Source organism: Burkholderia sp. Bp8991 (genome assembly GCF_003853795.1).
GTDB lineage: Bacteria > Pseudomonadota > Gammaproteobacteria > Burkholderiales > Burkholderiaceae > Burkholderia.
This window is the reverse complement of sequence record NZ_QTQJ01000026.1, coordinates 83,024-105,072: the sequence shown is the minus strand read 5'-3', so window position 1 is coordinate 105,072 and position 22,049 is coordinate 83,024. Positions and strand designations below refer to the sequence as shown.

Sequence of the window (22,049 nt, the reverse complement as noted above, 5' to 3'; positions counted from 1 at the left end):
AACGCGCGGCTCGCGCTGCAAGCGGCCGACCGCGGCTACGTGATGGATTCCGGCACGGTCACGATGGAAGGCGACGCCAAGCAGATGCTCGACGATCCGAAGGTGCGGGCTGCGTATCTGGGTGAGTAAATGAGCGGGCCCGGCGCGGCGGCGGATGCCGGCGTGCCGCGCAAGGGCTTTCGAAAGGCTGTCACGGGATACCGTGACAGCCTTTTTTTCGTGCGGCGCGCCCGGCGGCGAACTGCGCACGCGGATGCGACTCCATGCATTCGACCGTGACGCCGACCATGCGGTGCGGGACACGGTAGCACGAACGCCGTCCGCTACCTGCCGTCCACCAACCGTCACGCAGGCTGCGTAGCATGGTCGGTTCATCGGGACACGGAGAGCACCCATGAGTCTGGATTACGGTTTCGTGAAGGCGAAGGTGACGTCGGTGGCGCAGCTGAAAGGCTCGCCACACGGCAGCGAGATCCAGTATCACATCCACCTGACGCTCGCATTGCCGTCCGGCGACTGGGACGTCGCGATCAACGTCGGCACCAACGACGCGGACGACCTGCTGAACTACAAGCTCGTCTACGATTTCCATCATCCGGTCACGGCGACGCTCGCGGCCGCGGCCGAAGGCTATACGGATCTCACCGGGCAAACCGCGCTGCCGGCGCTCGACTATCTGCGCAGCGACATCCTGAACGAGACGGGCGCATGGCGTGCCAGCGCGGTGATGGACGGCACCGAGAACGCGGAGCCGATCCCGTCGCTGCTGCGACTCGTCAATGCCGCGCAGTCGCAGGGGCTCGACGTCGTCGTGTTCGGCCGCACGTATAGGGAGGGCAACGGCATCCACGACACGCACATGAACCAGGGTTCGACAGGCTCGAACTACCTGCATCGCGCGGGCAACGACCACAACGATCACAACGACGTGTGGCAGGACGGCGCGTTGATCGTGCGCGTGAGCGAGTCGCAGTGGGCCGCGTATTTCGCGGCGTTCGAGCAGCAGGCCGTGCCGACCGACGCGCTCGGCAATCCGCTGTCGGACGCGGGGCCGATCACGCGCTGAACGTGGCGGCTACCGGCGGCGTCACGCGGCCGGCAGCGTCTTGCCGAACGAGATGCGTTCCTCGACGCGATAGCCGAGCGCCGCATAGAAGCGGCATGCATCGTCGTTGCCGGGCAGCACCTGCAGGTTGATCTTCAGGCAGCCGCGCGCGGCGAGCGCGCGTTCCGCATGCGCGATCAGCGCGCGGCCGATGCCGAGCCGCCGCGCGTCGTTCGACACGCCGAACGAGTAGAGCCAGCCGCGATGTCCGTCGAACCCCGCCATCAGCGTGCCGACGACCCGCGTGCCGCACGTCGCGACGAAGAACAGCTCCGGCTGCGTCGCGAGCTTCAGCTCGATCGAGCGCAGCGGATCGCGGTGCGGCGGCGCGCCGGCTTCGTCGTACTGCGGGAACGCATCGCGCCACACGGCCAGCACGGCATCGGTGTCGGTGCGTTCGAACGGGCGGATCGCGACAGCATCGGCGGCGGCATTCATCGCGGTGGTTTCCTTAGAGCGTGTCGAGGATCGACCGCAGCATCGCCATCATCTGGTCGATTTCCTCGGTCGTGACGTTCAGCGCGGGCATGAAGCGCAGCAGGTTCGGGCGCGCAGCGTTCAGCAGCAGGCCGTCGGGCTGCATGTCGCGGGCCTTCTCGACGATCTGCGGGCCGATGTCCTTGCCGAGCAGCAGCGCGCGCAGCAGGCCTTCGCCGCGTTCGCCCTCGAAGCCGCGTTCCTCCGACAGTTCGAGCAGCCTGCGCTTCAGGTATTCGGCGCGCTCGCGCACGCCGTCGAGGAAGCCGGGCGCGACGAGCTGCGAGATCACCGAATAGCCGACCGCCGTCATCAGCGGGTTGCCGTTGTACGTGCCGCCCTGGTCGCCGGCCTCGAACACCGCGACGTCGGCCTTCGACAGCAGCGCGCCGAGCGGTGCACCGCCGCCGATGCCCTTCGCGAGCGTCATGATGTCCGGCTCGATACCGGACAGCTCGTACGCGAACAGCGTGCCCGCGCGGCCGCACCCGCTTTGCACTTCGTCGACGATCAGCAGCAGGTCGTGCTGCTTCGTCAGCGCGCGCAGCGCCTGCATGAATTCACGCGTGGCCGGGATCACGCCGCCTTCGCCCTGGATCGGCTCGAGCATCACCGCGACGGTCTTGTCGGTGATCAGCTTCTCGACCGAGTTGATGTCGTTTAGCTCGGCCTTCGGGAAGCCCGGCACCTGCGGTGCGTAGATCGTGTCCCAGCCCGGCTTGCCGCTGGCCGACATCGTCGCGAGCGTGCGGCCGTGGAAGCTGTGGTCGAACGTGATGATCTCGTACGCGCCGTTCTTGAACTTGCGGCCCCACTTGCGCGCGAGCTTGATCGCGCCTTCGTTCGCTTCCGCGCCGCTGTTCGTGAAGAATACCTTGTCGAACACGCTGTGCTGCGTGAGCAGGCCCGCGAGCTTCGCCATCGGTTCGTTGTAGAACGCGGGCGACGGGTTCAGCAGCTTCTCCGCCTGCGTCTTCAGCGCTTCGACGATGCCGTCGTTGCAGTGGCCGAGGCTGTTGACGGCCCAGCCCTGAATGAAGTCCAGATAGCGCTTGCCCGTGTGATCGTAGAGCCACGAACCCTTGCCGTGCGTAAACACGATGTCGGGGCGGTTCGTGATGTACATCAGCGAGTCGATCGGGTAATCGTTCAGGGGCATGGCAGCAGACTCCAGCGGACGTTGAAAGGAAAACGGGCAATAAAAAAGCCACGGAAGGCCGTGGCTGGTGGGTCGAACAGCTTGTGCGTAACCGGTGAAGCGGAGGAGTAGGTTACGCGCGAGTCCGTGACGAGCCGGCGGCATCCGGGCGGAGCGGCGAGCGGCGACGTCGAAGTGCGGACAGGAAGCGGTTCATGTGCGCAAGCATAAGGCATCCCGCGCCCCACTGTAAACCGCCGCGATGCCACGGATGTGACACGGCGGCGCGCAGCGGGGCGCGCGGGCGCGCCCGGGGCTCAGACCGGATGCGCGAGATCGGCGGCGCTCGTGAACGAGTCCGCGTAGAACTCGTCGGCCGGCAGCGCGTGGTGCTGCGTGAAGTCGCGCTGTGCGGATTCGACCATCACCGGCGCGCCGCATGCGTACACCTGGTGGCCCGACAGATCGGGCAGGTCCTCGATCACCGCGCGATGGACGAAGCCGGTGCGGCCGGTCCACTGGTCGGCGTCGTCCGGCTCGGACAGCACCGGCACGTACTTGAAGTTCGGGATCTCGCGCGCCCATTGCTCGGCGAGCTCGCCGAGGTAGATGTCCTTCTTGCGGCGTGCGCCCCAGTAGAGCGTCATCGGGCGCGTGATGCCCCGGTGCTTCACGTGCTCGACGATCGCCTTGATCGGCGCGAAGCCGGTGCCCGATGCGAGCAGCACGATCGGCTTGTCGGAGTCCTCGCGCAGGAAGAACGTGCCGAGCGGGCCTTCGAAGCGCAGGATGTCGCGTTCCTTCATCGCGCCGAACACGTGGTCGGTGAACTTGCCGCCCGGCATGTGGCGGATGTGCAGCTCGATCGGGCCTTCCTCGTGCGGCGCGTTCGCCATCGAGTAGCTGCGGCGCGAGCCGTCCTTCAGGATGAACTCGACGTACTGGCCGGCGAGGTATTGCAGCCGTTCGTTGGCGGGCAGTTGCAGCTTCACGACCATCACGTCGTCGGCCTTGCGTTCGAGCGCTGCGATCCGGCACGGCAGCTTCTTCACCTGCACGCCGTCGACGCCGGCGATTTCACGCACGTCGATCTCGAGGTCGCATTGCGCCTTCGAGCAGCACAGCAGCGCGAGGCCGCGCGTGCGCTCGTCGTTGGACAGTGCCGACGCGGCGTGCGGGCCCTGTTCGATCTGGCCCGACACGATCTGGCCCTTGCAGGAGCCGCACGCGCCGTTCTTGCACCCGTACGGCAGATGGACGTTCTGGCGCAGCGCCGCCGCCAGCACGGTTTCGTCCGACTCGACCTGGAACTGCCGGCCGCTTTGCTTGAGAGTAACGTTGAATGCCATAGAACCAAATAGAACAAAATGTGGGGACCGTGCATATCGCGCACGGCAGCTACAATGCAAACCCGTTGCGCGCCGCGCAACGGTGGCTACTGATTTCGCAACCAACATGATCGCGACTCGAATCCTGCGCCGGCCGTGCGTCCTGATCGTCGGCTGCGGCGACGTCGGCCTGCGCTGCGTCGCGCAATGGCGCGATGCGCGCCGCAACCTGCGCATCGTCGCGCTGACGAGCCATCCGGGCCGCCGCGACGAACTGCGCGCGGCAGGCGCGACGCCGCTCGTCGGCGACCTCGATCGCCGGGCGACGCTCGGACGTATCGCGGGCCTCGCCCGCACGATCCTGCATCTCGCGCCGCCGCAATCCGACGGCCGCGACGATCGCCGCACCCGTGCGCTGATCGCCGCATTGTCCGTGCCTGCACGGCGGCCGTCCGCACCGGCGGTGTCGTCGGTCGGCCGGCTGCGCACGCTGCGCGCCGCGACCCGACAGGCCGGCGTGCCGGTGCGGGAAGCGCGTATTGTACCCGACGCCCTTCGCGCGCCGACGCTCGTCTACGCCAGCACGACGGGCGTCTACGGCGACTGCGGCGGCGCCCGAATCGACGAAACGCAGCCGCTGCGCCCCGCGAATCCGCGCGCGTTCCGGCGCGTCTCGGCCGAGCGTCAACTGCGGGCGGCGACGGTGCGCGGCGTGCTGTCCGCGCGCATCGTGCGCATTCCCGGCATCTACGCGGCGAACCGGTTGCCGCTCGCGCGGCTCGAGCGCGGCACGCCGGCACTCGACGCGGCCGACGACGTCTACACGAACCACATCCACGCCGACGATCTCGCGGCGATCCTGCGTCGCGCGGCCGTGCGCGGCAAGCCGGCGCGCGCCGTGCACGCGTCGGACGACAGCGAACTGCGGATGGGAGAGTATTTCGACCGGGTCGCGCAGGTGTTCGGCCTGCCGCCGCCGCCGCGGATCAGCCGCGCGGACGCCGAGCAGCAACTCGAGCCGGCGCTCCTGTCGTTCATGCGCGAGTCGCGGCGCCTGTCCAATGCGCGGCTCAAGGCCGAATTGTGCGTGACGTTGCGCTATCCGACCGTAGACGAATTCCTTCAAACGCTCGCGCCGCGCGGCGCGTCAGGTCAGCGCCGGTAATGCCTCGATCAGCAGGAAGCACAACAGCGCGCCGATCAGCGCGCCGATCAGGTTCGGATGGTATTTGTGCTTCATGTGCATCATGGCCAGCAGCGCGCCGATCACGATGGCGCCCACGACCGCGAACGCGATCGTCACGTACGACAGTTCGAAAGAATGGTTGAAGTTCATGATGTCTCCCCTGCATTGCTGCTCGTACAGCTTGTGATTTCAGTATAGCGGGGGATCGGGCGGCCGCGACGCGGCCCGACATCGAACGATCGTGCGGATTTTCCCTTACAGGGTTTTGACGGGATTGCGCAGGGCTGAAAGGTCGCTGTCGTTAAGCCAGCGCCACGCGCCCGGCGCCAGGTCGTCCGGCAGCGTGAACCCGCCGATGCTTTCGCGGTGCAGCGCCTCGACGCGATTGCTCGCGGCCGCGACCATGCGTTTCACCTGATGATATTTGCCTTCGAGGACGGTCAGCGCGAGCGCGTGCGTGTCGCGCGCGTCGGCGGCGACCGCCGCGATCGGCTTCGGCTCGCCGTGGAGCTGCACGCCGGCGCGCAGTGCGTCCAGCTGGGCGTCGTCGAGCGGGTGGCGCACGGTGGCGACGTAGGTTTTCGGCACCTTGCGCTTCGGCGACGTGTACGCGTGCACGAACTGGCCGTCGTCGGACAGCAGCAGCAGGCCCGTCGTGTCCTGGTCGAGGCGGCCGACGCATTGCACGCCGCGTGCGACGAGCGGCGCGGGCAGCAGGCTGAACACGCTCGCGTGGTGTTGCGGCTCGCGCGAACACTCGTAGCCGGCCGGCTTGTTGAGCGCGAGATACGCGCGGGCGTGGAACGGCCACGCGGTGTCGTCGACCGTGAACACGAGGCCGGCGGTGTCGAACGACGCGTCGGGGTCGGTTGCGCTCGCGCCCGCGACGGTGACGCGGCCCGTTTCGATCAGGCCGCGGCACTGGCGGCGCGAGCCGAAGCCCTGCGTGTAGAGAATGCTTTCGAGATCCATAGCGCGCGCATTCTATCAAGCCACGCGCCGGCACCGGCACGAACCCGCCCGCGCTGGTAAGCTGCCGGAGCGCCGCGCCGCACGTTTGTTCTTCACGGAAAGTGGACGTCGCATGCAAGGGGCGTACGGCTTCAGCGTGAAGTCGCGCCACGACGGCGGCACGCCCGTACCCGGGCTATCGCCGTCTCCATCCGACACGGAGTTCGCCGCATGAATCCGACGACGCTCGATGCACTCGCCGATTTCCCCCGTCAGCTCGAAGCCCATTTCGCCGCCGTGCCGGACGGCTACGCGCGCTGGACCCCCGACGACTGGAGCGGGATCCCGAGCGAGCATTTCTCGCCGCTCGGGCAGCTCTGCCACGTGCGCGACATCGAAATCGACGGCTACCACGTGCGGCTGCGGCGGATGCTCGACGAAGATCACCCACTGCTCGTGTCGGTCGACGGCGATGCGCTCGCGCTCGAGCGCCGCTACGACGCCGCGTACGCGTCCGACGTGCTCGCGGCGATTCGCGACGCGCGGCGCGAGACGCTCGACCTCGTGTCGCGCCTCACGCCCGCGCAGTTTGCGCGCACCGGGGAGTTCGAAGGCTACGGCGCGCTGACCGTGCGCGGTCTCGTCCATTACCTGTGCAGCCACGACCAGCAGCATCTGGCCGGCATGCAGTGGCTGCTCGGCAAGATCGACGCGGCGCTGTACGCGCGCTGAACCGCACGGCCCGGCGGCCGTGCATCGTGTCGCGTCGAGCGGATTTCGTCGCGTTCGTCGGTGGGGCAGCCCACCGTTCCGGATGCCTGATTGGATCGTTTTTCTGGATAATTCATCCAGCCGTGCCCGGCTGACCGGCACGTCGCGCGTGCCTACACTCCTAGCTTCATTCAACGGAAACAGGAGTCAACCGTGGCTACTCATACGCTCGCAGACAAGGTCGTCCTGATCGCAGGCGGCGCCAAGAATCTCGGCGGGCTGATCGCCCGGGACCTGGCCGGCCACGGCGCGAAGGCGGTGGCGATTCACTACAACAGCGCGGCATCGCAGGCGCAGGCCGAAGAGACGGCCGCTGCCGTGCGCGCGGCCGGCGCGGATGCCGCGACGTTCCAGGCCGACCTGACGACGGCCGCCGCGGTCGAGAAGCTGTTCGGCGATGCGAAGCAGCGCTTCGGCAAGATCGACATCGCGATCAATACCGTCGGCAAGGTGCTGAAGAAGCCGTTCACCGAAATCACCGAGGCCGAGTACGACGAGATGTTCGCGGTGAACAGCAAGTCGGCGTTCTTCTTCATCAAGGAAGCGGGGCGGCACCTCGAGGATCACGGCAAGCTCGTCACGCTCGTGACGTCGCTGCTCGGCGCGTTCACGCCGTTCTATGCGGCCTACGAAGGATCGAAGGCGCCGGTCGAGCACTTCACGCGCGCGGCGTCGAAGGAGTACGGCGCGCGCGGCATCTCGGTGACGGCGGTCGGGCCCGGCCCGATGGATACGCCGTTCTTCTACCCGGCCGAAGGCGCCGACGCGGTCGCGTATCACAAGACGGCCGCCGCGCTGTCGCCGTTCAGCAAGACGGGCCTCACCGACATCGAGGACGTCGTGCCGTTCATCCGTCATCTCGTGACCGACGGCTGGTGGATCACCGGGCAGACGATTCTGATCAACGGCGGCTATACGACCAAGTAACCGACGCGGTAACGGGCCGTGCCGGCGGTCGTCGTGTGCGCGGCGACCCGCAATGGACCGTTTGCATGGACAATGGACGGGCGCGCGGACACAACGCCGCGCGCCCGTTTCATCTGTGCCGCCGGAATCGGCCGCGACGCGCGGCGCCTGCCGGCCGCGGTCGTCCGAACCCACGTTCTCTGCCTGCCGATGGACAAGCTGGATCAGGTCAGAATCTTCCTTCAGGTTGCCGAGATGGGCAGCTTCATCAAGGCCGCCCACGCGCTCGACGTGCCGCGCGCGACCGTGTCGGCCGCCGTCCAGCAGCTCGAGACCGCGCTCGGCACGCGCCTGTTGCACCGTACGACGCGGCAGGTCCAGCTGACTGCGGACGGTGCGCTGCTGCTGGAGCGTGGCCGGCGCCTGCTCGCGGAAGCCGACGAGCTCGACCGGCTGTTCCGGCGTCGCGATCGCGACGTGATCGGGCGGCTGAACGTCGATGCGCCGAGCCGGATCGCGCGCCGCGTGATCGCCCCCGCGCTGCCGTCGCTGTTTCGCCGCTACCCGAAGCTGCAACTGTCGCTCGGCTCGACCGACCGCTCGATCGATCTCGTGCAGGAGGGTGTCGACTGCGCGATCCGGGTCGGGCGGCTCGCGGACAGCAGCCTCGTCGTGCGGCCGCTCGGGCAGTTCGCGCTGATCAACTGCGCGAGCCCCGACTACCTGCGCGAATGCGGCGTGCCCGAGCATCCCGATGCGCTTGCGCACGGGCACTGGGCGATCGGCTATGCGTCGCCGACGACCGGCCGCGAGCTCGGCTGGGAATACTGCGCGGACGGCGGGCGGCATACGCTGACGCTGCCGAGCCGCGTGATCGTCAACAACGCTGAAACCTATATCGCGAGCTGCATCGCAGGCATGGGGCTGATCCAGATTCCGCGCTTCGACGTCGTGCATCTGCTCGACAGCGGGGCGCTGGTCGAGGTGATGCCCGGCCATCGGGCCGCGCCGATGGACGTGTCGGCCGTATATCCGCATCGGCGGCACCGGTCGAGGCGGCTCAACGCATTCGTCGAATGGTTCGGGGCGTTGATGGCGGATGCATTGAACGACACGGGCGCGGCCGGCAGCGGCGACTGAAAGCGGCGTCGTGGCCGCAACTGCGGGCCGCCCGCCATTCGCCGGCCGGTGACGCCGATCGATCGGCGTCGGTGCGACGCGGCATGCGCGGTACGTCCGGCACGTGCGGCCATCGCGTCGCGCACTCAGGCGGCGAACTGCCGCGTGCGCCCGGTCGCCCGCACCGCGTCGATCAGCGCGGCGCAGGCGCCGTCGGGCTTCGACGCGAACGCGTAAAAGCACGCGGCCGGCAACGCCGGCAGGCCGTCATTCACCCCACATGCGCGCAGGCCGTCGCGCAGCTGGCTGCGCGCGAGCGCCGTGACCGCGAAGCCGGCCAGCGCGGCCGATATGCAGCCGGCCATGCTGGCGCTTTCGAACAGCACGCGAAACGGCCGCAGCGCGGCGGCGAGCGAGGACACCGCGGCTTCCCGGTACACGCACGGCTCCGGGAACAGCGCGAGCGGCACATCGCCTTCGGTGTCGATTGCCATATCCGACGCGAACGCCCATACCAGTGGTTCTTCCCACAGCAGTTCGCCCGGCGCGTCGACCTGCCTGCATTGCTTGCCGAACACGACGTCGAGCCGGCCCAGCGTCTGCTCGCGCAGCAGCGCCGCGGTGATCCCGACCTTCAGTTCGATCGATGTGCGCGGATGACTGTCGCGAAACGTGCGCAGCACCTGCGGCAACCATGCGCCCGCGAAATCCTCCGACGCGCCGACCCGCAGCCGGCCATGCGCCGGCGCGCCGCGCAGCCTCGCGCGCACTTCGCGCTCCATGTCGACGATGTTGCGCGCGTACGCGTACAGCGTGTCGCCGGCCGGCGTGAGCGCGATGCGGCGCGTCGTGCGCGCGAGCAGCACCGTGCCGGCCGCCTGCTCGAGCCGCTTGATGTGGCCGCTGACCGCGGACGGCGTCAGCGCGAGGCGCTCCGCGGCCGGCGCGAAGCCGCGGCTGTCGACGACTTCGAGGAAGGTACGCAACAGCGCGATGTCGAGCGCGGTCGACGCGGGATCGGTCAGCGGTTCCATCGGTTGATTCACCACGATACTTGAAGAATGAGTCATGATACGCCGCGAATCGTGATCAGAGACGGGCCTACCATCGGGCATTCAGGCTGACCAACCGGAGTGCACATGACCGCTTACCGCTATGCGACAACCGCGTCGCTCGAACTCGCCTATCTCGAATGGAACCCGCGCGGCGAACGCGTGGCCGTGCTGCTGCACGGCTGGCCGGACAGCCCGGTCGGCTGGGAGGCCGTGGCTCGAACGCTGGCCGCACGCGGCTACCGCGTGCTCGCGCCCGCGCTGCGCGGTTTCGCGCCGACCCGCTTTCGCGATCCCGCGACGCCGCGCAGCGGCCGGCTCGCAGCGCTTGGCCGCGACTTGCTCGAATTCATCGACGCGCTCGGCATCGAGCGGCCCGTGCTGGTCGGGCACGACTGGGGTGCGCGCGCGGTTGCGAACGCGTGCGGGTTGCGCGACGGCGCGGCCTCGCATCTGGTGATGCTGTCGGTGGGATACGGCACGAACGACCCGGCCCAGCCGTTGTCGCTGCCGCAGGCGCGCAACTACTGGTACCACTGGTTCCCCGCGACGCCGCGCGGGGAGCAGGCGCTGCGCGACGATCGCCGGGCGTTCGCGCGCCTGATGTGGGATACGTGGTCGCCGGCCGGCTGGTACGACGCCCGCGACTTCGACGCGGCCGCGACTGCCTTCGACGGCCCGGACTGGATCGACGTGGTGCTGCACTCGTACCGTTATCGCTGGGGATTCGTCGACGGCGGGGCCGCGTATGCGGAAGACGACGCGCAACTGACACCCGCACCGGTGCTGTCGGTGCCGACGCTCGTGCTGCACGGCGGCGCGGACGCCTGCAACGGGCCCGAGACTTCGGCCGGGCGCGAGCGGTTCTTCACCGGCCGCTACGAGCGCGCCGTGCTGGACGGTGTCGGGCACTTTCCGCAGCGTGAGGCGCCGGCGGTCGTTGCCGACGCGATTCTGCGGTTCTGCGAGCGCGGTTGACGGGCCGGCCGGCGCGGCGCGCAAACGGCGCTCAACCGCCGACCCGGGGCGCGAGCAGATCGGCGAGCCCGATATTTCTGAACATTTCGCGGCGGATTCGATCGCCGATGCGGAACACTTCCTCCGCGCCGTCCTGCGACGGATCGACGAATACGCGGTAGGGGCGCTTGCCGGGCTGCGCCGCGACGAGCTCGACAATCGCCGTCGCGACGGCGCCGGCGTCGGCGTCCGCCGGTTCAAGCGCGGCGAGGCCGCTCAACGCCTGATCGGCGACGCCCGCGTACGGCCCGCTGTCGTAGGCAGCCTGCACGGCGGTATCGGCCGGCTTGCCCGCATGGAGGAAGTGATTCGTGCCGCGGGTGAACGCGCCCGGCACGACGATCGATGTTTCGATACCCCAGCGGGCGAGTTCGGCGGCGTAGGACACCGCGAGCGAGTCCATCGCGGCTTTCGCGGCGAAGTAAGGGGCAAGGAATGGCGGGGTGCCGCCGCGCGCCGACGACGACGAAACCCACACGAGCAGACCGCGGCCCTGACGGCGCAGGTGCGGCAGCGCCGCGCGGTTGACGCGCTGGGTCGACACGACGTTGACGTCGTAGAGCTGCGTGAGCTGCTCGGGCGTGAATGCTTCGGCCGGCCCGAACGCCATGTGGCCGGCGTTGTGAATGACGACGTCCAGACGATCGTTGTCGGCGATCACGCGGTCGATTGCTGCGCCGACCGATGCGTCGTCGCCGACGTCGAGTTCGAGGCTGCGCAGGTCGACGCCGTGTTCCTGCGCATAGGCAGCGATGGCGGCGACGCGCGGCGCATTGCGCCCGGCGCTCTCGCGCATCGATGCATAGACCGTGTGACCGGCGCGGGCGAGCGCCTGGGCCGTCAGCAAGCCGAAGCCGCTGGACGCGCCGGTGACGAGGACAACTTGCTTCATGAGCGATCTCCTGGAGGAAAGCGAGGCGGCTGCGAGCGGTCCGTCAGCACATCCCGCCGTTGGCGCGGAGGATCTGGCCGTTGATCCACGCGCCGTCCGGGCTGGCGAGGAAGGCGACGACGCGCGCGATGTCGTCGGGCTGGCCCAGCCGCTCGAGCGGGTTCAGCTTCGCGAGCCGATCGACCAGCTCGGGGCTCTTGCCCTGCAGGAACAGTTCGGTGGCGACCGGCCCCGGCGCGACGGCGTTCACGCGGACACCGCGCCCGCGCATTTCCTGCGCGAGTACCTGCGTGAGGCTTTCGACCGCCGCCTTGCTTGCCACGTACACGCCGTAAGTCGGCATGCGCATGCCGATCACGCTGGTCGACAGGTTGATGATGCGTCCGCCGTCGCGCACGCGCCTTGCCGCTTCGCGGCATACGTTGAACGCGCCTTTCACGTTGATGGCGATTGTTTCGTCGAAGAGCGCATCGTCGCAGTCGGCGATCGCCGCCAGCTTCATCACGCCCGCGGAATTGACCACCACATCCAGGCCGCCGAATGCCTCGTGGGCGGCGTCGAACAGCGCGGCCACGGCCGCCGGGTCGGCGACGTTCGCCTGCACGGCGACGGCATGGCCGCCGTCGGCGAGGATCGCATCGACGACTTCGCGGGCCGGCCCGGCGCCGCCGGCATAGTTGACGACGACCCGGAAGCCGTCCCGGGCGAGCTGGCGGGCGATTTCCGCACCGATGCCGCGCGACGAACCTGTGACGAGGGCGACCTGTTCCGATGTGCTCATTTCCTGCTCCTGATGAGGGTTGAATGCCGTTCCATCCGGCGACAGGACTAATGTAGGCTTCTTCGATCAATAAAAATAATGAATAATGGTCAGTCAATGAATGACTGGAAGTATGTCTTATGGGGTTCGACAGCAGGCTGCTCAGCGGTATCGGCGTGCTCTCCGCGGTGATCGAGGCCGGCACTTTCGCGCGGGCAGGCGAGGCGATGGGACTGACCCAACCGGCAGTGAGCCGCGCCGTCGCCCGACTGGAACAACGCGTCGGCATCCGCATCTTCAACCGGACGGCGCGTGCGATCACGTTGACCGACGAAGGGCGACGCTTTTACGAGGCGGTCGCGCCGCTGCTGGCCGGCATCGAGGAGGCGGCGCTCGACGCCGGCCAGTCGAAGGCGCGCGTGAGGGGGCGGCTGCGCGTGAACGTGGACGGCACGTTCGGCCACTACGTGCTCGCGCCGCGGATGGCGGAATTCCTCGACCGCTTTCCCGACCTGTCGGTCGAGATCAGCGCGCGGGATCGGATGGGCGACCTCGTCGCCGACGGATTCGATGTGGCAGTGCGCTTCGGCATCCCGGAGCCGTCGTCATATCGTGCGCGACTGCTGCTCGAGACGCGCGTGCTGACCTGCGCGTCGGCCGCGTACGTCGCGCGTCATGGCGAACCGCGACACCCGCGGGATCTCGCGGCCGGTCACCGGTGCGTGTTGATTCGCGATCCGGTGACGGGGCGACCGTACGAATGGGAATTTCATCGCGGCAAGGAAGTCGTGCCGGTCGACGTCGCCGGCAGACTGATGGTGAATGACACCGGCGGGTTGCTCGGCGCGTGCGTTGGCGGCGTCGGCATTGCGCAACTGCTGGAACTCTATGCCCGCGACGTCGTGGCCGAAGGGCGGTTGGTCCAGCTGCTGCCGGAATGGGCGGACGAGACGTTCCCGCTTTATGCGTATCACCATGCGTCGAACCTCGTTGCCGCGAAAGTGCGGGTGTTTCTGGAGTTCGTCCGCGAGTTGATGGCCTGAGTGCGTCGGGCGGCGGGGCGCCATCGGTTCACTCGGTGCGGTGCGGGATGCTGTCCGGGAACGGGTAGGGCGCGTGCGGCCCTGGCCAGTCGGGCACGGGCGGCTCGCGCAGCAGGTCGCATCCGCCCAGCATGATCGACAACAGCGCGGCAAGCACGCAGCGGCGGATCGGGCTCGAAAAGAAGACGCGCGTGGACATGAGCGGCCTCCGTGCTTGCGTGTCCTGATGCTTGGACCGCGGGGCAAGGGCGTGCGTTGCGGCGTGCGTGGCGCGCGCAACAAACAAAAAACCAACAAAAAACCCGCGAAGCGGCGAGCTTGCGCGGGTTTCGACAGTGCAGCGCATTGACGCTGCGAAAGACTGGTGCCCAGGGCCGGAATCGAACCGGCACGCCTTGCGGCGGGGGATTTTGAGTCCCCTGCGTCTACCAATTTCACCACCTGGGCTTTGATCCTGGCCGCGCATGCGATTCGTACTGATTGTGCGCGGCGAAACGCGAATTATGGCGGAAAACGGGGCACCGGGCAAGCTGTCCGGCGACCGCCCGTGCGTTACTGGCTCAGATAGACGAATCGGCCCTGCTTCACGATCCCCATCACGCTCGCGCGCTGATCGAGCCCCACGTGATCCTTGTCGCTGGTGTTGACGACGCCGTTCGGCACGACGAGTTCGTGCGCGCGTTCGAGTTCGCGCCGCAGCGCCGCGCGGAAGCCCGGCGTGCCGGGCTGCGCGGCCTTGAGCGCGCGGCCGACCGCGTCGGCGAGGCGCGGGTACACGCCCGCCGCGTCGCCCGCGAACTGGGTGACCGTGCCGGCGCCGTATTTCGCTTCATACGCATCGACGAACGCGAGCGCGGCCTTGCGGGCCGGATGGTCGGCAGGCAGCGTGCGCGCGACGACCACCGGCTGGGTCGGGAACAGCGTCCCGTCGACGTCCTTGCCGCCGAGCTTGATGAATTCCGGCGTGGCGATCCCGTGCGTCTGGTAGATCGCGCCCTTGTAGCCGCGCTTGATCAACGTGCGTTGCGGCAGCACGGCCGGCGTGCCCGAGCCGGCGATCAGGATCGCGTCGGGCTTCGCGGCGATCAGCTTCAGCGCTTGGCCGGTGACGCTCGCGTCGGTGCGGTTGAAGCGTTCCGTCGCGATCACGCGGATCTTGCGGACTTCCGCGAAGCGCGTGAATTCGTTCAGCCAGCTGTCGCCATAGCTGTCCGCGAAGCCGATGAAGCCGACCGTCTTCACACCGTGGTTGGCCATGTAGCGCGTCATCACGTCGGCCATCGCGCTGTCGCTCTGCGCCATCTTGAATGCCCAGGTCCGCGCGCCTTCCTGCGGCTCGACGATCGCGCCGGAGCCGACCAGCGTGATCATCGGCGTCTGGGCGGCGGCTACCGCGTCGAGCGCCGCGAGCGCGGCCGGCGTGATGTTCGGCCCGACCACGACGTCGACGCGATCCTCGTCGACCAGCTTGCGGATGTTGCGCACGGCCGCGCCCGGGTCGGACGCGTCGTCGAGCACCGTCACCTGCACCGGCTGCCCGGCGATCGTCTTCGGCCACATCAGGATTGCGTTCTTGCTGGTGATGCCGATCGCGGCGGCCGGGCCGGTCGACGACAGGTCGACGCCGACCTTCAGGTCGGCATGCGCGGCCGCGCAGGCGAGCACGAGGGCGGCGCCGGCGGCGCGGCGCAACAGGGCGGGAAGCGTCATGCGGAAATCTCCGTCGGGCAATAAAAAGGGGCGCGATTTGCGCCCCTGTCGTTATACCTGTCTGTCAAAGCTCGTACGATTCGGATTCGCCCTTGAGCGCCTGCTCGATCAGCTTGCGGTTCAGCGTCGGCGACAGCAGCTCGACGAGCGTATACACATAGCTGCGCAAATAGGCGCCCTGCTTGAGCGCGACACGCGTCACGTTGCTGCCGAACAGGTGGCCGACCGGAATCAGCCGCAGGTTGCGGTCGCGCTCCGGGTTGAATGCGATGTCGGCCATGATCCCGACGCCCAGGCCGAGTTCGACGTAGGTCTTGATCACGTCGGCGTCGATCGCCTCCAGCACGATGTCCGGCGACAGCCCGCGCAGCGCGAACGCGTGGTTGATCTTCTTGCGGCCGGCGAACGCGTCGTCGTACGTGATCAGCGGGTACTGCGCGAGATCGTCCAGCGTGACCGGCTTGCGTTCGAGCAGCGGATGGTCGGCCGGCACCACGGCCGCGTGATGCCACTGGAAGCAGGGCAGCGACACGAGTTCCTTGTAGTCGGCGATCGCCTCGGTCGCGATCGCGAGATCGGCCTGGTCGTGGATCACCATCTCGGCGACCTGCGTCGGGCTGCCCTGCAGGATCGACAGGTGCACCTTCGGGAAGCGCTTCTTGAACTCGGCGATGGCGGCCGGCAGCGAGTAGCGGGCCTGCGTGTGGGTGGCGGCGATCGTCAGGTTGCCCTGATCCTGTGCCGCGTAATCTTTTCCGACCCTTTTGAGGCTTTCAACTTCCTGCAGGATCCGCTCGACCGATGCGAGGATGATCCTGCCCGGCTCGGTGAGCGAGCGCACGCGCTTGCCGTGCCGCGTGAAGATCTCCACGCCGAGCTCGTCCTCGAGCTCGATGATCGCCTTCGACACCCCCGGTTGCGACGTGTAGAGCGCCTTGGCGGCCTCGGTGAGGTTGAAATTCTGCCGGACGGCCTCGCGCACGAAGCGAAATTGGTGCAGGTTCATTTATAACCCTTCCGCATATCAACAGAATTTTTTAGTCGTTTGAAATATAAGGCGAGTTTATTACGATTCACCGGAGTTTTTCAAATATGGATATCTGTTTTCGTCATTAGCAATCCAGCCGGGCCGCGCAAGGCCGGCGATGGCGGCGGAACGGAGATTCGGGCGCGACGTGGCTAGGACGTCGCGCGGTCACCACGAAAACCCCTGGGGTCCCCGAATGTATCAGTACGACCAATACGACCAGACGATCGTCGACGAGCGTGTCGCGCAGTACCGCGATCAGGTGCGCCGCCGGCTGTCGGGCGAGTTGAGCGAAGAAGAATTCCGTCCGCTGCGCCTGCAGAACGGCCTGTACATGCAGCGCCACGCATACATGCACCGCATCGCGATTCCGTACGGCAACCTGCGCAGCGACCAGTTGCGGATGCTGGCGCGCATCGCCCGCGAACACGACCGCGGCTACGGCCACTTCTCGACCCGCTCGAACATCCAGTTCAACTGGATCCAGCTCGAGGAAACGCCGGAGATCCTCGCGAAGCTCGCGTCGGTGCAGATGCACGGCATCCAGACCTCGGGCAACTGCATCCGCAACATCACGGCGGACCAGTTCGCGGGCGTCGCCCAGGACGAGGAGATCGATCCGCGTCCGTGGTCGGAAATCCTGCGCCAGTGGTCGACGTTCCATCCCGAATTCGCGTGGCTGCCGCGCAAGTTCAAGATCGCGGTGTCGGGCTCGACGCACGACCGCGCGGCCGTGCAGATCCACGATCTCGGCGTGTACCTGAAGAAGAACGCGCAGGGCGAGGTGGTCGCGAGCATCCTCGCGGGCGGCGGCCTCGGCCGTACGCCGATCATCGGCGCGGTGATCAAGGAAGACCTGCCGTGGCAGCACCTGCTCACCTATTGCGAAGCCGTGCTGCGCGTATACAACCGCTACGGCCGCCGCGACAACCTGTACAAGGCGCGTATCAAGATCCTCGTGAAGGCGCTGTCGCCCGCGAAGTTCGCGCAGCAGGTCGAGGAAGAGTGGCAGCACCTGAAGGACGGCCCGTCGACGCTCACGCAGGCGGAAGTCGACCGCGTGTCGCAGTACTTCCAGCCGCCCGTCTACGAGAAGCTGGCCGACACCGACGCGTCGTTCGAACAGCACCTGCTCGAGAACAAGGCGTTCGCGCGCTGGGTCGAGCGCAACGTCGCGCCGCACAAGGTGCCGGGCTATGCCGCGGTCACGCTGTCGCTGAAGGACCACCGCGTCGCCCCGGGCGACGCGACCGACGCGCAGATGGACCTGGTGGCCGACTGGGCAGACGCGTACTCGCTTGGCGAACTGCGCGTGTCGCACGAGCAGAACCTGATCCTCGCGAACGTGAAGAAGCGCGACCTGTTCACGGTGTGGGAAAAGGCGAAGGCGGCCAGCTTCGCGACGCCGAACGTCGGCCTGCTGACCGACATCATCGCGTGCCCGGGCGGCGATTTCTGCTCGCTCGCGAACGCGAAGTCGATCCCGATCGCGCTGGCGATCCAGCAGCGTTTCGAAGATCTGGACTACGTGTACGATCTCGGCGACCTGTCGCTGAACATTTCCGGTTGCATGAACTCGTGCGGTCATCATCACGTGGGCAACATCGGCATCCTCGGCGTCGACAAGGACGGTGCCGAGTGGTACCAGGTGTCGCTCGGCGGCGAGCAGGGCACGGGCCGCAACGGCGCGCGCCTCGGCCGCGTGATCGGGCCGTCGTTCTCCGCGGAGGAAGTGCCGGGCGTGATCGCGAAGCTGATCGACACGTTCGTCGAGGCACGCATCGACGGCGAGCGCTTCATCGACACGTACGACCGCATCGGCATCGCTCCGTTCAAGGAGCGCGTGTATGCGGCGCGCCAGGCAGTCAACGCGTAACCAACCGGGTAGAAGGAATTTGCAGATGGCTTCGATTATCAAGAACCGCGCAGTGATCGACGACGCATGGCAGGTCGTGCGCGCGGCGGACGACGGTGCGCTGCCCGCGGTCGACGCATTGCCGGCCGGCAAGGTGCTGGTGCCGTTCACCCTGTGGCAGGCCGAGCGCGCGGCGCTCGTCGCCGCGAAGACGAAGGACGAACTCGGCGTGTGGCTCGCGCCGGACAGCGAGCCGGCCGATCTCGTGGCCGACTTCGGTGCGATCTCGCTGATCGCCGTCGATTTCCCGCGCTTCGCGGACGGCCGCGGCTACAGCATCGCGCGCCTGCTGCGCGAGCGCCACGGCTGGACCGGCGAGCTGCGCGCGATCGGCGACGTGCTGCGCGACCAGCTGCTGTACATGTCGCGTTGCGGCTTCGACGCGTTCGCGGTGCGTGCCGACAAGGACATCCACGATGCGCTGAACGCGTTCGGCGAATTCACGCAGCGTTACCAGGGCGCATTCGACGAGCCGGCGCCGCTGTTCCGCCGCCGCGCGGCCGCGGCCGACGCGAAGGTGAGCGCATGAGCGCCGCGACCGCACTGACGCCCGAACTGGCCGCGAAGGTCGAGCGCCTCGACGCGCTGCTCGCGCAGATCGGCGCGCGCCACGAGAAGGTGAAGTTCGCGAGCAGCCTCGCCGCGGAAGACATGCTGCTCACGCACGCGATCCTGTCGAAGGGCGTGTCGATCGGCATCTTCTCGCTGAACACCGGCCGCCTGCATGCGGAAACGTTGGGCATGATCGACCGCGTGCGCGAGCGCTACGGCTACGAGATCGAGCAGTTTCATCCGCAGCAGGACGCGGTCGACCAGTACGTCGCCGAGCACGGCCTGAACGCATTCTACGAAAGCGTCGAGCTGCGCAAGTCGTGCTGCCACATCCGCAAGGTCGAGCCGCTGAACCGCGCGCTGGCCGACGTCGGCGCGTGGGTCACAGGCCAGCGTCGCGAGCAGTCGGTCACGCGTGCGGAGCTGCACGAGGAAGAACAGGACGAAGCGCGCGGGATCGCGAAGTACAACCCGCTCGCCGACTGGACGGAAGCCGACGTGTGGGCGTACCTGAAGGCATTCGACGTGCCGGTCAATCCGCTGCACGCGCGCGGCTATCCGAGCATCGGCTGCGAGCCGTGTACGCGCGCGATCCGCCCCGGCGAGGACAGCCGGGCGGGCCGCTGGTGGTGGGAGTCGCGCGACACGAAGGAATGCGGGCTGCACATCACGATCACGCCGATTCCCGCGAACGCCGAAGCCGGCGCCGCGCACTGAAAGCCGACAAGAAACCGAATATTGCGCCGCCCGCGACAGCGGGCGGCACGAACCCAGAAGAGAAGGACTGAAATCATGAGCACGACGCTCGAGCAATCCGCCTTTGCCCCGCCCACCGGTGCCGACGACCGCATGGGCCACCTCGACTGGCTCGAAGCCGAGTCGATCCACATCCTGCGCGAACTCGTTGCCGAATGCAGCAAGCCGGCGCTGTTGTTCTCGGGCGGCAAGGACTCGGTCGTCGTGCTGCACCTCGCGCTGAAGGCGTTCGGCCTCGGCGCGAACCGCAAGACGACGCTGCCGTTCCCGCTCGTGCACATCGACACGGGCCACAACTACGAGGAAGTGATCGACTTCCGCGACCGCCGCGCGCAGGAGCTCGGCGCCGAGCTGGTGGTCGGCCACGTCGAGGATTCGATCAAGCGCGGCACCGTCGTGCTGCGCCGCGAAACCGATTCGCGCAACGCCGCGCAGGCCGTCACGCTGCTCGAGACGATCGAACAGCACGGCTACACGGCGCTGATCGGCGGCGCGCGCCGCGACGAAGAGAAGGCGCGTGCGAAGGAGCGGATCTTCTCGTTCCGCGACGAATTCGGCCAGTGGGATCCGAAGGCGCAGCGCCCGGAACTGTGGAGCCTGTACAACGCACGCCTGCACAACGGCGAGCACCTGCGCGTGTTCCCGATCTCGAACTGGACGGAACTCGACGTGTGGCAGTACATCGCGCGCGAAAACCTCGAACTGCCGTCGATCTACTACGCGCACCAGCGCGAGATCGTGCGTCGCAACGGGCTGCTCGTGCCGGTCACGCCGCTCACGCCGATGCGTGACGGCGAGACGAGCGAACTCGCGCAGGTGCGCTTCCGCACGGTCGGCGACATCAGCTGCACGTGCCCGGTCGAGAGCGACGCGGACGACGTCGAGAAGATCATCGCCGAGACGGCGGTGACCGAGATCACCGAACGCGGCGCGACCCGGATGGACGACCAGGCATCCGAAGCCGCGATGGAACAGCGCAAGAAGCAAGGTTATTTCTGAAGCACACGAGGACATTCACATCATGAGCATCATCGAGAACACCGAAGACCTCGGCGTGTTGCGTTTCATCACGGCGGGCAGCGTCGACGACGGCAAGAGCACGCTGATCGGCCGCCTGCTGTACGACAGCAAGGCCGTGTTGTCGGACCAGCTGTCCGCGCTGTCGCGCGCGAAGAACAAGCGCACGGTCGGCGACGAGATCGACCTCGCGCTGCTGACGGACGGGCTCGAAGCCGAGCGCGAGCAGGGCATCACGATCGACGTCGCCTACCGCTATTTCGCGACCGCGAAGCGCAAGTTCATCATTGCCGACACGCCGGGCCACGAGCAGTACACGCGCAACATGGTGACGGGCGCATCGACCGCGCATGCGGCGATCATCCTGGTCGACGCGACGCGCGTGACGATCGAGAACGGCGTGGCGGAACTGCTGCCGCAAACGAAGCGTCACAGCGCGATCGTGAAGCTGCTCGCGCTGCAGCACGTGATCGTCGCGATCAACAAGATGGACCTGATCGACTACAGCGAAGCACGCTTCAACGAGATCCGCGACGCGTACGTCGCGCTCGCGAAGCAGCTCGGCCTGAAGGACGTGCGTTTCGTGCCGGTGTCGGCGCTGAAGGGCGACAACATCGTCGGCGCGAGCGAGCGCATGCCGTGGTACGCGGGCGAGCCGCTGCTCGACGTGCTCGAATCGCTGCCGGTCGAGACGCAGGCGCATGACGCGCTGCGCTTCCCGGTGCAGTGGGTCGCACGCCAGGACGGCAGCTCGGCCGACGATTTCCGCGGCTACATGGGCCGGATCGAATCGGGCGAGGTGAAGGTCGGTGACGAAATCGTCGTGCTGCCGTCGAACCGCACTGCGACGGTCGCCGAGATCATCGCGCCGGTGCCGGGCGGCACGGCGGCGGTCGCGCACGCGTTCGCGGGCCAGACGGTGACGATTCGCCTCGAACAGGACGTCGACGTGTCGCGCGGCGACATGTTCGTCACGACCGCCGAGACGGTCGCGCCGGCGAAGAAGCTCGAGGCGGACCTGTGCTGGTTCGACGAGACGCCGCTGTCGCCGCAGCGCAAGTACCTGCTGAAGCAGACCACGAGCACGGTGTTCGCGAAGATCGGCGCGGTCAAGGAAGTGCTCGACGTGCATACGCTGTCGCACGCGACCGACCGCCAGGAACTGAAGATGAACGACATCGGCCGCGTCGCGCTGACGCTGCAGAAGCCGATCGTCTGCGACACCTACGATGCGCACCCGGGTACGGGCGCGTTCGTGCTGATCGACGAGGCGACGCACCACACGGTCGCCGCCGGCATGATTCGGGCGTTCTCGGCGTAACCGGCT

The 22,049-nt window shown here is 67.7% G+C and carries 23 protein-coding genes, 1 tRNA gene and 1 pseudogene; 13 read left to right on the top strand and 12 right to left on the bottom strand.

All coding sequences use genetic code 11. The annotated features are described in order from the left end of the window. Together DIE02_RS26080 and DIE02_RS26075 are read left to right on the top strand one after the other, a co-directional pair. Positions 1–129, top strand: a pseudogene (locus DIE02_RS26080) (ABC transporter ATP-binding protein); the annotation flags it as partial. Positions 130–394: 265 nt separating this feature from the next. Continuing rightward, on the top strand, positions 395–1,066 hold the full coding sequence (locus DIE02_RS26075) for a DUF2278 family protein (RefSeq protein WP_124488491.1): 672 nt from the start codon (positions 395–397) through the stop codon (positions 1,064–1,066). Between the two features lie 21 nt (positions 1,067–1,087). Here DIE02_RS26075 and DIE02_RS26070 read toward each other — a convergent pair whose 3' ends face one another. The 3 genes from DIE02_RS26070 to DIE02_RS26060 form a co-directional block, all read right to left on the bottom strand. Next, positions 1,088–1,543, bottom strand: a complete 456-nt coding sequence (locus tag DIE02_RS26070) for a GNAT family acetyltransferase (RefSeq protein WP_124488490.1) — start codon at positions 1,541–1,543, stop codon at positions 1,088–1,090. A gap of 13 nt (positions 1,544–1,556) precedes the next feature. Continuing rightward, positions 1,557–2,741 (bottom strand): acetylornithine transaminase, encoded by a 1,185-nt coding sequence (locus tag DIE02_RS26065; RefSeq protein WP_124488489.1) that lies wholly within the window; start codon positions 2,739–2,741, stop codon positions 1,557–1,559. A gap of 296 nt (positions 2,742–3,037) precedes the next feature. Further along, positions 3,038–4,069: a CDP-6-deoxy-delta-3,4-glucoseen reductase gene (locus DIE02_RS26060; RefSeq protein ID WP_124488488.1), complete on the bottom strand. Its 1,032-nt coding sequence runs from the start codon at positions 4,067–4,069 to the stop codon at positions 3,038–3,040. A 106-nt stretch (positions 4,070–4,175) separates the two neighbouring features. Here DIE02_RS26060 and DIE02_RS26055 point away from each other — a divergent pair, with 106 nt between their 5' ends. After that, a complete protein-coding gene (locus DIE02_RS26055) occupies positions 4,176–5,213 on the top strand; it encodes an NAD-dependent epimerase/dehydratase family protein (RefSeq protein WP_124488487.1) in 1,038 nt (345 codons plus the stop codon). Here DIE02_RS26055 and DIE02_RS26050 read toward each other — a convergent pair. Both DIE02_RS26050 and DIE02_RS26045 read right to left on the bottom strand, forming a co-directional pair. Next, a complete protein-coding gene (locus tag DIE02_RS26050; protein WP_044845610.1) occupies positions 5,196–5,384 on the bottom strand; it encodes a hypothetical protein in 189 nt (62 codons plus the stop codon). The two genes, DIE02_RS26055 and DIE02_RS26050, sit on opposite strands and share 18 nt — an antisense overlap. A 105-nt stretch (positions 5,385–5,489) precedes the next feature. Beyond that, the gene (locus DIE02_RS26045) at positions 5,490–6,206 is read right to left on the bottom strand and encodes a pseudouridine synthase (RefSeq protein WP_124488486.1); all 717 of its coding nucleotides are present in this window, start codon (positions 6,204–6,206) and stop codon (positions 5,490–5,492) included. 210 nt (positions 6,207–6,416) lie between these two features. Between DIE02_RS26045 and DIE02_RS26040 the strand changes: the two genes are divergently transcribed. From DIE02_RS26040 to DIE02_RS26030, 3 genes are all read left to right on the top strand, one after another. Next, the gene (locus DIE02_RS26040) at positions 6,417–6,917 is read left to right on the top strand and encodes a DinB family protein (RefSeq protein WP_124488485.1); all 501 of its coding nucleotides are present in this window, start codon (positions 6,417–6,419) and stop codon (positions 6,915–6,917) included. 192 nt (positions 6,918–7,109) lie between these two features. After that, positions 7,110–7,883 (top strand): SDR family oxidoreductase, encoded by a 774-nt coding sequence (locus tag DIE02_RS26035; protein ID WP_124488484.1) that lies wholly within the window; start codon positions 7,110–7,112, stop codon positions 7,881–7,883. Between the two features lie 189 nt (positions 7,884–8,072). Beyond that, positions 8,073–9,002, top strand: a complete 930-nt coding sequence (locus DIE02_RS26030; RefSeq protein WP_124488483.1) for a LysR family transcriptional regulator — start codon at positions 8,073–8,075, stop codon at positions 9,000–9,002. A gap of 125 nt (positions 9,003–9,127) precedes the next feature. Here DIE02_RS26030 and DIE02_RS26025 read toward each other — a convergent pair whose 3' ends face one another. Next, on the bottom strand, positions 9,128–10,015 hold the full coding sequence (locus DIE02_RS26025; protein ID WP_124488482.1) for a LysR family transcriptional regulator: 888 nt from the start codon (positions 10,013–10,015) through the stop codon (positions 9,128–9,130). Positions 10,016–10,120: 105 nt separating this feature from the next. Here DIE02_RS26025 and DIE02_RS26020 point away from each other — a divergent pair, with 105 nt between their 5' ends. Beyond that, complete coding sequence (locus tag DIE02_RS26020) at positions 10,121–11,011, top strand: alpha/beta fold hydrolase (RefSeq protein WP_124488481.1); 891 nt, start codon at positions 10,121–10,123, stop codon at positions 11,009–11,011. 31 nt (positions 11,012–11,042) lie between these two features. Here DIE02_RS26020 and DIE02_RS26015 read toward each other — a convergent pair whose 3' ends face one another. Both DIE02_RS26015 and DIE02_RS26010 read right to left on the bottom strand, forming a co-directional pair. Further along, on the bottom strand, positions 11,043–11,942 hold the full coding sequence (locus tag DIE02_RS26015; protein ID WP_124488480.1) for an SDR family oxidoreductase: 900 nt from the start codon (positions 11,940–11,942) through the stop codon (positions 11,043–11,045). Positions 11,943–11,985: 43 nt separating this feature from the next. Continuing rightward, positions 11,986–12,723 (bottom strand): SDR family oxidoreductase, encoded by a 738-nt coding sequence (locus tag DIE02_RS26010; RefSeq protein ID WP_124488479.1) that lies wholly within the window; start codon positions 12,721–12,723, stop codon positions 11,986–11,988. Between the two features lie 119 nt (positions 12,724–12,842). Here DIE02_RS26010 and DIE02_RS26005 point away from each other — a divergent pair, with 119 nt between their 5' ends. Further along, on the top strand, positions 12,843–13,745 hold the full coding sequence (locus tag DIE02_RS26005) for a LysR family transcriptional regulator (RefSeq protein ID WP_124488478.1): 903 nt from the start codon (positions 12,843–12,845) through the stop codon (positions 13,743–13,745). A 28-nt stretch (positions 13,746–13,773) separates the two neighbouring features. Here the strand turns inward: DIE02_RS26005 and DIE02_RS35650 are convergent, their stop codons facing one another. The 4 genes from DIE02_RS35650 to DIE02_RS25990 all read right to left on the bottom strand — a co-directional run bounded on the left by DIE02_RS35650 (position 13,774) and on the right by DIE02_RS25990 (position 16,461). Next, positions 13,774–13,944 (bottom strand): hypothetical protein, encoded by a 171-nt coding sequence (locus DIE02_RS35650; RefSeq protein ID WP_185500424.1) that lies wholly within the window; start codon positions 13,942–13,944, stop codon positions 13,774–13,776. A 163-nt stretch (positions 13,945–14,107) separates the two neighbouring features. Next, positions 14,108–14,192: transfer RNA gene (locus DIE02_RS26000), tRNA-Leu, on the bottom strand. A 105-nt stretch (positions 14,193–14,297) separates the two neighbouring features. Next, positions 14,298–15,455, bottom strand: coding sequence for an ABC transporter substrate-binding protein (locus tag DIE02_RS25995; RefSeq protein ID WP_124488477.1), 1,158 nt, complete (start codon positions 15,453–15,455; stop codon positions 14,298–14,300). 64 nt (positions 15,456–15,519) lie between these two features. Further along, a complete protein-coding gene (locus DIE02_RS25990) occupies positions 15,520–16,461 on the bottom strand; it encodes a CysB family HTH-type transcriptional regulator (RefSeq protein WP_009689198.1) in 942 nt (313 codons plus the stop codon). 217 nt (positions 16,462–16,678) lie between these two features. On the opposite strand from DIE02_RS25990, the gene DIE02_RS25985 reads away from it, so the two are divergent. The 5 genes from DIE02_RS25985 (at position 16,679) to DIE02_RS25965 (ending at position 22,043) form a co-directional block, all read left to right on the top strand. Further along, on the top strand, positions 16,679–18,358 hold the full coding sequence (locus tag DIE02_RS25985; protein ID WP_044845617.1) for a nitrite/sulfite reductase: 1,680 nt from the start codon (positions 16,679–16,681) through the stop codon (positions 18,356–18,358). A 25-nt stretch (positions 18,359–18,383) separates the two neighbouring features. Further along, a complete protein-coding gene (locus DIE02_RS25980; RefSeq protein WP_124488476.1) occupies positions 18,384–18,926 on the top strand; it encodes a DUF934 domain-containing protein in 543 nt (180 codons plus the stop codon). After that, positions 18,923–19,666, top strand: a complete 744-nt coding sequence (locus DIE02_RS25975) for a phosphoadenylyl-sulfate reductase (protein ID WP_044845619.1) — start codon at positions 18,923–18,925, stop codon at positions 19,664–19,666. Before DIE02_RS25980 ends, DIE02_RS25975 begins: the two co-directional genes overlap by 4 nt. Before the next feature lie 75 nt (positions 19,667–19,741). Continuing rightward, positions 19,742–20,704, top strand: a complete 963-nt coding sequence (gene cysD / locus DIE02_RS25970) for a sulfate adenylyltransferase subunit CysD (protein ID WP_044845620.1) — start codon at positions 19,742–19,744, stop codon at positions 20,702–20,704. 22 nt (positions 20,705–20,726) lie between these two features. Next, the gene (locus tag DIE02_RS25965) at positions 20,727–22,043 is read left to right on the top strand and encodes a sulfate adenylyltransferase subunit 1 (RefSeq protein WP_124488475.1); all 1,317 of its coding nucleotides are present in this window, start codon (positions 20,727–20,729) and stop codon (positions 22,041–22,043) included. Positions 22,044–22,049: the final 6 nt, after the last annotated feature.